This is a genomic window from Methylobacterium sp. yr668, from assembly GCF_900116245.1.
GTDB lineage: Bacteria > Pseudomonadota > Alphaproteobacteria > Rhizobiales > Beijerinckiaceae > Methylobacterium.
On sequence record NZ_FOZY01000061.1, the window covers coordinates 1 to 11,445 of the forward strand.

The 11,445-nt window shown below is 68.4% G+C and carries 9 protein-coding genes, 1 pseudogene and 2 riboswitches; of the genes and pseudogenes, 9 read left to right on the plus strand and 1 reads right to left on the minus strand.

Annotation, left to right across the window (positions count from 1 at the left end):
* Positions 1-204 (minus strand): phage integrase N-terminal SAM-like domain-containing protein (locus BM419_RS30495; protein ID WP_175556422.1); only part of this gene is annotated, 204 nt, incomplete at its 3' end.
* 275 nt (positions 205-479) lie between these two features.
* Positions 480-678: riboswitch (cobalamin riboswitch) on the plus strand.
* A gap of 227 nt (positions 679-905) precedes the next feature.
* Between BM419_RS30495 and BM419_RS30500 the strand changes: the two genes are divergently transcribed.
* The 9 genes and pseudogenes from BM419_RS30500 to BM419_RS30540 all read left to right on the plus strand — a co-directional run.
* Complete coding sequence (locus BM419_RS30500) at positions 906-2,942, plus strand: TonB-dependent receptor (RefSeq protein WP_244540929.1); 2,037 nt, start codon at positions 906-908, stop codon at positions 2,940-2,942.
* A 347-nt stretch (positions 2,943-3,289) separates the two neighbouring features.
* Positions 3,290-4,354: pseudogene (locus tag BM419_RS30505) on the plus strand (HoxN/HupN/NixA family nickel/cobalt transporter).
* Positions 4,355-4,451: 97 nt separating this feature from the next.
* Positions 4,452-4,661, plus strand: a riboswitch (cobalamin riboswitch).
* A gap of 118 nt (positions 4,662-4,779) precedes the next feature.
* Positions 4,780-6,750 carry a TonB-dependent receptor plug domain-containing protein gene (locus BM419_RS30510; protein ID WP_091928647.1) on the plus strand — a complete coding sequence of 657 codons (1,971 nt, stop codon included), beginning with the start codon at positions 4,780-4,782 and terminating at the stop codon, positions 6,748-6,750.
* A gap of 8 nt (positions 6,751-6,758) precedes the next feature.
* Entirely contained in the window at positions 6,759-7,592 is an 834-nt protein-coding gene (locus BM419_RS30515) for an ABC transporter substrate-binding protein (protein WP_091928648.1), read from the plus strand.
* Positions 7,589-8,635: a FecCD family ABC transporter permease gene (locus BM419_RS30520; RefSeq protein ID WP_091928649.1), complete on the plus strand. Its 1,047-nt coding sequence runs from the start codon at positions 7,589-7,591 to the stop codon at positions 8,633-8,635. Before BM419_RS30515 ends, BM419_RS30520 begins: the two co-directional genes overlap by 4 nt.
* Positions 8,632-9,447, plus strand: a complete 816-nt coding sequence (locus BM419_RS30525) for an ABC transporter ATP-binding protein (protein WP_091928650.1) — start codon at positions 8,632-8,634, stop codon at positions 9,445-9,447. The genes BM419_RS30520 and BM419_RS30525 overlap by 4 nt, the downstream gene beginning before the upstream one ends.
* On the plus strand, positions 9,425-10,390 hold the full coding sequence (locus BM419_RS30530) for a DUF6925 family protein (protein WP_091928651.1): 966 nt from the start codon (positions 9,425-9,427) through the stop codon (positions 10,388-10,390). Before BM419_RS30525 ends, BM419_RS30530 begins: the two co-directional genes overlap by 23 nt.
* Before the next feature lie 11 nt (positions 10,391-10,401).
* A complete protein-coding gene (locus tag BM419_RS30535) occupies positions 10,402-10,932 on the plus strand; it encodes an ATP-binding protein (protein WP_091928652.1) in 531 nt (176 codons plus the stop codon).
* A gap of 248 nt (positions 10,933-11,180) precedes the next feature.
* Positions 11,181-11,445 (plus strand): transposase (locus BM419_RS30540; protein WP_139257171.1); only part of this gene is annotated, 265 nt, incomplete at its 3' end.

An 11,445-nucleotide genomic window follows, 5' to 3' on the forward strand; every position in this document is an offset into this window, starting at 1 on the left:
GAGTTCCTGCTGGGCGATCTGGAAGCGGCGCAGGTCGTCACCGGTCGCGGTATCGGGCGATCGCCGCAGGAAGGCGGCCAGCCGCCCGACGTCGCGGATGTAGTTGCGCTGCGTCGCCCGGGAGAACCGGCGCAGGGTCATGTCGTCGATCAGGCGCTGACGCAGCGAGCCGCCGGCAGCGGCGGGAACGGCAAGGACGGTCATGGGATGGCTCCGCTCGAAGGGAGCCGGGATCGTCCGCCCGGGCCGGGCGACGCTCAATCGGCGCAGGGCCTTCGGCTCAACCCGCCGACGTCGACGCTGCCACCCCTCCCGCGCGAGCGGGTTCGTTCTTCCACCCATCTTTGACGATCATGCAGGCGCTCGCCGAGGACCGCGAAGGGGCATGTCGGCGTCGCCGCTCTGACACACCCACGGGATGAAGGAAGGCGTTCGAACGTAAATCGAGCGGCGAACCTTGACGGCCGGCGGACCCCGAATGCTAAGCCTTGCTTGACGGTTCCCTTCGGGGATCAAAAGGGAACGCGGTGAGGGTGGAAGCCCAATGCCGTGGCTGCCCCCGCAACTGTAAGCGGCGAGCCCAGCACCACCGCGTCACTGGATGCGTGTCATCCGGGAAGACGGTGCAAGGGCGGCGACCCGCGAGCCAGGAGACCTGCCGTCAGCCGTGGTCACACGCGAAACGCGTCGGGCGGGGTGTCCTGACGGGTGTCAAAGCGCTGGGCTCTGGCCGTGCGCAGCGACGTCATTCGCGGTGACGTGCCACTGCCGCCGTCGAGGCTTCCGTGTCCCGTCGTTCTCTTCGCGCTCTGCTTGCGCTATCCGGTTGCAGCCTTGCTGTGCTGTCGACCACTACCTTTGCCCAGGACCGTCTTACCCAGGCCGCTTCGACCTCGGAGACGACGTTGGAGGAGATTTCGGTCACCTCGGAAACGATAGCCGCAAAGCCGCAAACCGCACCTTCCGCTAGCGCTGGATATGTCGGCGGTGTCACGGGGATCGGTGGCTCGTTGCTCAGCGTAGACTCGGCCAGCGCCGGGATCCTGACCGGGGCGCAGGTCAACAACCGGCCCGTCACACGCCCCGGCGAGGTGCTGGAGGCCGTCCCGGGGCTCATCGTCACGCAGCACTCGGGCGAGGGCAAAGCCAACCAGTTCTTCCTGCGCGGCTTCAACCTCGACCACGGCACCGACATCGCCCTGTTCCTGGACGGCATGCCGCTCAACATGCGCACCCATGCCCACGGGCAGGGCTACGCAGACATCAATTTCCTGATCCCCGAGCTTGTCGGCGCAGTGGAGTTCCACAAGGGGCCATACTTCGTTCGCGACGGCGACTTCGCCTCCGCAGGTTCAGTGCGCATCGACTACCTCGACAGCGTGCCGAAGAACCTCGCGCTCACCTCCATCGGCTCGTTCGGCTACAAGCGCGCCCTGTCCATCGCCTCGGTGCCGCTCGCCGAGGGCAATCTCTTGGTCGCCGCCGACGCGCAGGTCTACGATGGACCCTGGGTCGTGCCCGACAAGCTCCGCAAGATCAGCACGGTGGCCCGCTACAGCCAGGGCACCGCGCTGGACGGCTTCTCCGTCACCGGCATGGCCTACGCGTCCCGCTGGACGGCCACCAACCAGATCCCGGAGCGGGCGGTGGCCGAGGGGCTGATCAGCCGCTACGGCACGATCAACCCGACCGACGGTGGTGACACCTCTCGGTTCTCCCTGTCGGGACGGTTCAGCGCAACGGACGACACCGGCGTGACGCGGGCCTCGGCCTACGTCATCCGCTCCCAGCTCAACCTGTTCAACGACTTCACCTACTTCCTGAACGACCCGGTCAACGGCGACCAGTTCCACCAGCTCGACCAGCGCATCATCGGCGGCGGCGAGGCCCTGCACATCTTCCAGGGCGACCTCTTCGGCCTGCCCATGGAAAACGAGATCGGCGTTCAGACTCGCACGGACTCGATCCGGGTCGGCCTGTTCAATACGACGAACCGGCAGTTTCGCTCGGGCGTGCTCGACGACCGGGTGCTGGAGACGAGCGGGGCGTTCTACTTCGACAACCGGGTGCGCTGGACCGACTGGCTGCGCACCAGCGTCGGCTTCCGGGCCGATGGCTACTACGCAAGCGTCGTCTCGGACACGCCCGCCAATTCCGGCAAGGCGCGGGACGCCATCGTGAACCCGAAGCTCGGCCTCGTCCTGGGCCCGTGGTTCGACACCGAACTCTTCGTGAACTACGGCGGCGGCTTCCACTCGAACGACGTGCGCGGTGTGACCGCCACCGTCGATCCGACGTCGTCGCTGTTCAACACCACACGCTCGCCCTTCCTCGTGCCCTCCACGGGTTACGAGATCGGCCTGCGCAACCGCTCCATCGCCGGGCTGGAGACGAGCCTCGCCCTGTTCCGGCTCGATTTCGCATCGGAGAACCTGTTCCAGGGCGACACCGGCACGACCGAACCGAGCCGCCCGACCCGGCGCTTCGGCGTGGAATGGACCAATCGCTACGCGGTGACGTCCTGGCTCTCGCTGGAGGGCGACCTCACCATCACCAATGCCCGCTTCTCTGACTACGACCCGGTGGGCAACCGGGTCCCGGAAGCTCCCACCACCATCGCCTCTGCGGGCATCACATTCGGCGAGCCGCTCGGCTGGTTCGGCTCCCTTCGCTTCCGTTACTTCGGGCCACGGCCGCTGATCGAGGACAACTCCATCCGCTCGCGCCCGACCGCGCTCTTCAACGGCCGGGTTGGCTACGCCTTCGAGAACGGCGTCAGCGTCTCCTTGGACGTATTGAATCTGACGAACAGCAAATCCGACCAGATCACCTACGCCTACGTCTCGCGCTTGCCCGGCGAGCCGGCCGAGGGGCTGATCGACCGCGTGTTCCATCCCGTCGAGCCCACGGCGGTGCGCCTCACCATCGCCGGGCGGTTCTGATGCAGAAGGTTCAAGGCGCTGGCGTCTTCACGAACGTCCAGACCTTGAGCGGGCGCATCAGCCGAGTTCATGACGCGTACGCCAGTGCAACTCGCGTTCGACTTGCTCCCGAATGTCAGGGCGAAGCGCGCCGCAGGCCATTTTTCGTTGCAGGCTTTCTTTGGTGTACCCGGCAGAAGGGCGCTCGTTCGACCATCGTTGACGGACCGCGTCCAAGGCAGAATTCGTCGGCATCATCTGGTGCGAGCAAGGGGAGCCTCGGTGGCGACCTTTTGAAGGCCCCTTCCATTGTCGGCAAGTCGCGCCTGTGGCTGAGGGACGATGATGCAGTCATCTGAAGCGAAGTGATGGTCGGTACCATTCGCAATCGAGAAGCGAGGCCTCGCTCGATTAGAAGCAGGGTCGCGCTGCTTTACCTCGTCCTGATCGCGGCCAACATCGCCGCTTGGTTGTGGGCCTACAGCCTGTTCGCAGGCCAGCCGGCCCTGCTCTCGACCGCGCTGCTGGCCTACGTCTTCGGGCTGCGCCACGCGGTCGATCCCGACCACATCGCCGCCATCGACAACGTCACGCGCAAGCTGATGCAGGCGGGCCAGCGGCCGGTCTCGGTCGGCTTCTGGTTCGCCCTCGGCCATTCCACCGTCGTGGTGGTGGCCGCGGCTGCGGTTGCGCTAGCCGCGACCAGCCTGATCACGGCCTCGGAAGGCTACCGGGAGCTAGGCGGCCTGATCGGCACCGGCGTCTCGGCCGCCTTCCTGATCCTCATCGGCCTCGTCAATCTCGTCGTCCTCGCGGGCGTCTGGCGCGCGTTCCGGCAGGTGCGGCGCACCGGCCGCTACGTCGAGGCCGACCTCGACATGCTGCTCGCCAACCAGGGCGTGCTCGCCCGGATACTGCGGCCGCTCTTCCGCCTCGTGACGCGCTCCTGGCACATGTACCCGCTGGGCCTGCTCTTCGCGCTCGGCTTCGACACCGCCACGGAGGTGAGCCTCTTCGGGCTCTCGGCCGCTCAGGCGAGCCAGGGTACGGACCTCTGGACGATCCTTGTCTTCCCGGCCCTCTTCACCGCTGGGATGACCTTGGTCGACGCGACCGACGGCGTGCTGATGCTCGGCGCCTACAGCTGGGCCTATGTCCAGCCCATGCGCAAGCTGTTCTACAACCTCACCATCACCCTCGTGTCGGTGGCTGTCGCGCTGGTGGTCGGCACGCTGGAGGCGCTGAACCTCCTGGCGGACAAGCTCAACCTCTAGGGCTGGTTCTGGCAACGGGTAGCCGCGATCAACGACCATTTCGGTGTGCTTGGCTTCGGCATCGTCGGCCTGTTCGCGGCGGCTTGGCTCCTGTCGTTCCTCGTCTACCGCCTCGGTGGGTTCGACCGTATCGACGTAAGACCTGCAGATGCCCCCTGACCACTCACGGGCACCTGTCAGGACAACGACCGACCCGTCCAGGATGCCACACATCTGAACAACGTGTTTCCGCGCGTTGACGAATAGACGCATCGCATCCTAGCTTGAGCATGACGGTTCCCCTCGGGGATCAAAAGGGAACGCGGTGAGGCCACGCCCGTGAGGGCTCGACCGATGCCGCGGCTGCCCCCGCAACTGTAAGCGGCGAGTCCTTCATCACGACGTCACTGGGCGGCCTCGCCCGGGAAGACGATGAGAGGGCGACGACCCGCGAGCCAGGAGACCTGCCGTCAGCCGTGGTCACACGCGGAGCTTGCCGGGCGGGGTGTCCTGGGAGGTGTCGCGGCGCCGTGGTTCCCTTGAGGACGCGGCCGCCGAGGCCTCGTTCGCGGTGACGTGCCACAGCCGTCCCCCGAGGCCGTCCCGTGTCCTGTCCCGTTCCCTCCGCGCTCCGGCGCACGCTGGCGCTGTCCTGCGCCGCATCCGCATTGCTCGCCTCCATCCCCGCCCTCGCGCAGCAGGTCGCCGCGCCCTTCGCGGATGCCCAGGGAGGCGCCCAGGCCGCGGTCTCCCTGTCCGAGATCTCGGTCTCCGCCACCGGCGTGCCAACGCCGATCGCCAACACGGGATCGAGCGTCACCGTGCTCACCGACCGCCTGCTTCAGGAGCAGCAGCGCCGGACGGTGCCGGATGCCCTGCAGCAGGTGCCGGGCCTCAACGTCGTTCAGACCGGCGGCGCCGGCGGCCAGACCTCGGTCTTCATCCGCGGCACCAACTCGAACCACGTGAAGGTCCAGATCGACGGCATCGACGTCAACGACCCCTCGACCCCGAACCGCGCCTTCGACTTCAGCCAGTTGCAGACCTACGACCTCTCGCGGATCGAGGTGCTGCGCGGGCCCCAGAGCGGCCTCTACGGAGCCGACGCCATCGGCGGCGTGATCTCCGTCGTGACCAAACGTGGCGAAGGGCCGGCACGGGCGACGGCGACCGTCGAGGGCGGCTCGTTCGGCACCTTCAATCAGTTCGGCAACATATCGGGTTCGGAGGGGATCTTCGACTACTCGGTGTCGGTCGGCCACATCCGGCAATCCGCCGTCCAGGTCACCCCCTTCGAGCTGCTGCCCCGCGGCGTGCCGCTGCGGACCGCCTTCACCGACATCAAGACGGTCTCGACCAAGCTCGGGGCGCAACTTACCGATGAGTTCCGCCTCAACTACGTCCTGCGTTTCTCCGACAGTGCCTATCTCGACCAGGCCGATGGTGGCTTCCCGTACGTGCCGCTGCCGTACCGGAACCTCAACGATCAGCAGCAGCTGATCATGAGGGGCGAGGCCGAGTGGACGCCGGTACCGGGCTTCCACAACGTCTTCGGGGCGAACTACTCCAAGTTCGACCGCCTGTTCGCCGGCCCGCTGGACCCACTCGCGCCGCCGACGCCGACGACCTACCTCGGTGAACGAACCCGGTTCGATTACCGCGGCGACTGGCAATTCTCACCCGGCACCCTCGTGCTGTTCGGTGCCCAGCGCGAGGATGAGCGCTTCGAGACGACCGGCATCGACCGGTCCAACGGCAACACCGCCGGCTTCGCCGAGCTTCAGACCACGCCGTTCGCGGGAGCCGCGCTGGTCGCCAACATCCGCCACGATGCGAACGACCAATTCGGCGGCGCGACCACCTACCGGGTGGCGCCGAGCTACATCGTGCCCGGCACCGGGACCCGCCTGAAGGGCAGCGTCGGCACCGGCTTCAAGCCGCCGACCCTGAGCCAGCTTTATCAGGACTACCCGGGCTTTCGCTTCTTCGGGAACCCCAACCTGCGGCCGGAGGAAAGCTTTGGGTTCGACGGCGGCTTCGAGCAGCCGCTGTTCGACGGGTTCATGACCGTGGGCGCGACCTACTATCAGACCGACTTCAAGAACCTGATCCAGACGGCCTACTACCCGACATTCTCGACCAACGTGAACGTCGGTCGGGCCACGGCCTACGGCACCGAGAGCTTCGTCGCCCTGCGTTTCAACGAGTTCTGGAGCGGGCGGCTGGACTGGACCACCACGGTGACCAAGGACGAGATCGCCCACCAAGAACTGCTGCGCCGGCCACGCAACAAGGTCAGCGCGACCGCGATCTGGAACCTGATGCCGGGCCTGACCATGACCGGCACGCTCATCGTGCTTGGGTCGTTCGTGGACGGCAACCGCGACTTCTCCGTGCCCCGCCTGAAAGCCCCCGGCTTCACGCTGGTGAACCTATCGGTCAACTACGCCTGGAGCGAGACCCTGACGGTGTTCGGGCGGATCGATAACCTGTTCGACCAGCGCTACCAGAACCCGACCGGCTTCCAGGGGCCGGGGCTCGCCGTCTACGGCGGCGTCCGCGTGACGTCGTTTTGAGGTCGCGGATGCCGTCGCGATTCGGGATCGCCCTCGCGGTGATCCTGTCCGCCGTTCCCATGGTCGCGGCGGCGGCACCCGTGCGGGTGGTCTCGATGAACCTGTGCGCCGACGAGCTCGTGCTACGGCTTGCCGACCGCGACCAGGTTCTGGCCGTCACCTACCTCGCCCAAGATCCGCGCGGGTCGACGGTCGCGAGCGAGGCGGTCGGGCTGCCGGTGACGCGGGGCCTTACGGAGGAAGTCGTGGCTCTGAAGCCCGACCTCGTGATCGCCGGAGCCTTCACGACGCGCACGACGGTGGGCATGCTCAAGCGCGTCGGCGCCCCCGTGCTCGAACTCGGCGTGCCGGCCGACCTGGACGGCGTCCGCGCCCAGATCCGGCAGGTTGCGTCAGCTCTCGGCCATCCCGAGCGGGGCGAGGCGATGATCGCAACGCTCGACGCACGTCTCGCCGCCATCGTGCCGGCCAGGAAGCCCCTGCGCGCCTTGGTGATGCGTCCGAACGCCTTCACGGTCGCGCCCGGTGGGCTCGGGGACGCGCTGATCCGCGCCGCCGGCCTCGTCAATGTCTCGGCCGAAATTGGGCGTGACCGCTTCGGGGAGGTGCCCCTCGAAGCGGCGGCGCTCTCGAACCCGGACCTGATCGTCGTCGACGGCGGCACGCCGGGCTGGCCATCCTTGGCCGACACGCTGCTCCACCATCCCGTCTTCAAGGCCCTCGCGCTGGCGCACCGGACGGTCGACATCCCGAACCGCTTCTGGACCTGTCCGGGGCCACAGGTCGCGGAGGTCGTGGCGCGCCTCGCCGACGCAGCGAATGCGCAGGCGCCCCGGCCATGAACGCGCCGGTCACCTCGCTCCGTCCAAAGGCCTCCCGTCGCCACGGTACGCCGCGCGCCAGGCGAACCGTCATAGCCGTCCTAGGTCTCACCACCCTGGCGCTGACCCTCGCCTCCATCGCCATCGGCTACGCGCCCTTCAACGTGCCCGCCGCCTTCGCGGACCTCGTCGCCGGTCGCACGACGCTCTCGGCCCTGGTCCTTTGGGAGCTACGTGTTCCACGCGCCCTGCTCGGAGCCCTGGTCGGCTTCAGCCTCGGCCTGACCGGCGCGGCGATGCAGGGCTACCTGCGCAACCCGCTCGCGGACCCCGGCATCCTCGGCATCTCGTCGGCGGCGGCGCTCGGCGCGGTGATCGTGTTCTACGGCGGTTTCGCCGCCACTATGAGCCTTGCTCTGCCGCTCGGCGGCATCGCCGGCGCCGGCATTGCCGCGCTCCTCCTGAACGCGCTCGCCGCCCGCGGCAGCAGCACCCTCGGGCTGATCCTCGCAGGGGTCGGGCTGTCGAGCCTAGCCGGGGCTTTGACCGCGCTGGCGCTGAACCTGTCGCCGAACCCCTACGCGGCCCTGGAGATCGTGTTCTGGCTGATGGGCTCGCTCAGCGACCGTAGCCTGGACCACGTGCTCCTGTGCCTGCCGCTGATGGTTGTCGGCTGGGCCCTCATGCTGTCGACCGGCTCCGCCCTCGACGCCCTCACGCTCGGCGAGGACACCGCCGCGAGTCTCGGGGTCAGCCTCGTCTCTGTGCGCCTGCGTCTCGTCACCGGTGCGGCCCTGGCCGTCGGGAGCGGCGTCGCGGTTTCCGGTGCCATCGGCTTCGTCGGGCTCGTGGTGCCGCACCTGATGCGACCCCTCGTCGGTGCCCGTCCCAGTGCGTGCCTGCTGCCGAGCGGCCTCGCGGGAGCGGTCCTGGTCCTCGCGGCGGATATCGGCGTGCGCCTGCTCGCCACCCGGCCGGAACTCAAGCTTGGCGTGGTGACGGCGCTGGTCGGTGCGCCGTTCCTGATTGGGCTGCTTCTGCGCAGCCGCGGGAGGCGGGCATGAGCCTCGGCCTGCAGGACGCTCAGGTGACGCTGGATGGACGGACCATCCTCTCAGACATAGGTCTTACCTTGGAGCCCGGCAGCTTCGTCGGGCTGGTCGGCCCGAACGGGGCCGGCAAGACCACGCTCCTTCGCGCTCTGGCGGGGCTGGTTACCCCGAACGGGGGTCGGGTCACCCTCGACGGCCGTCCGTTATCCGGCTTGGCCCGCGAGGAGCGTGCCCGCCGCATCGCCGCCCTGTTCCAGGGGGGCGGCGTCGGCTGGCCGATGACGGTTCGCGAGATCGTGGCGCTCGGCCGGCTGCCGCACCGTCGTGCGTTCGCATCCCTGGCCGAGGCTGACGAGATTGCGGTGGCGCGGGCTATGGCGCGTACAGACATTGCCCACCTCGCCGCCAGAGCGGAGCCGACCCTTTCCTCGGGAGAGCGCATGCGCGCCTTACTCGCCCGGGCGCTCGCGGTCGAGGCGCCGTGGCTTCTTGTCGACGAACCGGTCACGGCCCTCGACCCAGCGCACCAACTCGATGCGATGGCGCTTCTGCGGAGCGTCTCCCGGGACGGCACCGGCGTCGTCGCCGTGCTGCACGACCTTACGCTCGCGGCCCGGTTCTGCGACCGCATCGTCGTGCTGGCCGGAGGCCGCGTCGTTGCCGACGGTACCCCGGAGGAAGCCCTGACCGACGTCCTGCTGGCCGAGGCGTTCGGCGTCACGGCCGAGCGGGGCTGGGCTTCGGACGGGACCCGATACATCCTGCCCTGGGCGCGGTCCGGGGCTCAGACGGAGGAACGCGATGACGTCACCACCACGGGCTGACGCGGTCACGACCCTGCTGCGGGACGCACTGGCCGACCCCGGCACCGCCTGGAGCCTCGGCAGCTTCGGGGCCATCGCCGAGTTCATGCGCGACCCCGACGAGGCCACGTTGCCGCTGCCGGACGGGCGCATGGGTCTGGCGACGGAGCGGGGCGCCATCGCGCTCGCTCCCAGTCCCGACCTGCGTCCGGTGGCCTACGAGACCGCCGTCGCGACGGGGTGGAACCACGCCGTCGCCCTTTGCCTGCCAGAAGCTAGCTGCGCGATGAACCGGCGTGGCGTGGTGACGGAACTCGGCCCGGACCGGGACGCCGGCCGCGAACGGGACCGCGACGCCATCCTGTTCGATCTGGGCCTTGGTCTCTTGGCGGTCGACGCCTGCGTGCGCACGAGCGACCCGGAGGCCATCGCCTGTCTGCGGTCCGGCGTCGGACTGCCGCTGTTCGACCCTGCGAGCCCCATAGGTCGCCAACTCGTCGCGCTGAGCCCCCACCGGGTGTTCCTCGCCCGGGTCGGCCGCATCGAGGTCTACGCCCCGATCCCGGGCCCTGGCGGCACCAGCCCGGAGGGCCCTCACACCCATGTCCTGCCGAAGCTCCTGCGCGGAGGCCGTACGCACGCGGCGACCACGCCGATCCCGGCGGGGTGGGTCCCGTGCGCCGGCATTCATCCGGCTCACCCCTACAAGGATATGATGGGCCAGCGGATCGCCTTCGACGTCGCCCGGCACGACGCTTTCCAGACCCTCCTCGACCGTTGGGGCGACCCGGACCTGCTCGCGGCCAAGCGCGGCGGGGACCTCGGCCCGGACAGCCCGGTGTCGAACCGCCACGCGCAGGCTGCCCGCCGTGTCGCCGAGGTCCAAGCGCGCTACCTGCGCGGCGAGACCGTCGAGGCCGACCCCGAACTCGACGAGGACGAGGACGCCGCCAACCATGCCTGACCCAGCGCTCCATGGACGTTGAGGCACCCCCGCGCCGACAGAGGGTGGTGGGGCTGATCGGGTGCCCCGGCGCGGGCAAGACGACCTACGCGCGCCGGTACGACCCGCTGCAGGGCTGGGTGCACCTCACCCTGGACGACCTGCGTCAGACATTCTGGCCGCCGGACCGTCAGGTCTACTGGCAGGTGCGCCGGACGGACTGGGACGAGAGGGCGCGCCAATTGCTCCACGGCGTGAAGGTCGCTGCCCTGGATACGGCCCTGGCGGCGGGGTTCAGCGTTGTGATGGCCGACACCCACCTGACCCGCGAGGTCTTCGAGGCCGAGCTTGAGGTCGTCGAGCGATACGGTCTCTCGGTCGAGTGGAAGGTGTTCGACCTTTCCTGGGAGACGCTCCTCGCCCGCAACGAGGCCCGCGGCGGGGTCGACCCGTCACATCGTCAGCCGGAGACCGTCCTGCGGTTGGCCTACGAAGCCTTTCAGGCACCCGACGCGTGGTGGCGCTCGCTCCCACAGGCTCAAGTCGAGCTCATCAAGCCTTGAAACGTGCCTACCGTTTGAGCTGCAAATCGGCCATTGCGCCTTCGCAAAGGTGTCTTCTTTGCCATCTGCCTCTGGAATACCGTCGGGCCCTGCTAGGCGGTGACCAAAGGCGCATCGCCCTTCTGGTAGCATCGAAACATGTGTCTGCTTTCGGGATCCGGGCAGCCGTGCATGAGTGACTGCGTTGGGTCCTGGCTGTGTCAAAACCCCGAAGGTGGTAGCTTTCCTCTGCACGACCGGAGGATGGCATGGGACGGTTCGTTGTCGGTGCCGAGCGCGATCAGACGACGCTGTTTCCGCCTTGTCTTGAGGACTGGATCGCCGAGGACAATCCTGTCCGCGTCGTCGATGCCTTTGTGGAGGCCCTGGAACTCGGCGCGCTCGGCTTTGCGGGTGTCGATGCGGCACGCACGGGTCGACCGGGCTACCATCCGGCCGCCCTGCTGAAGCTGTACGTCTACGGCTATCTCAACCGGGTCCCGTCAAGCCGACGCCTGGAGCGCGAGGCGGGCC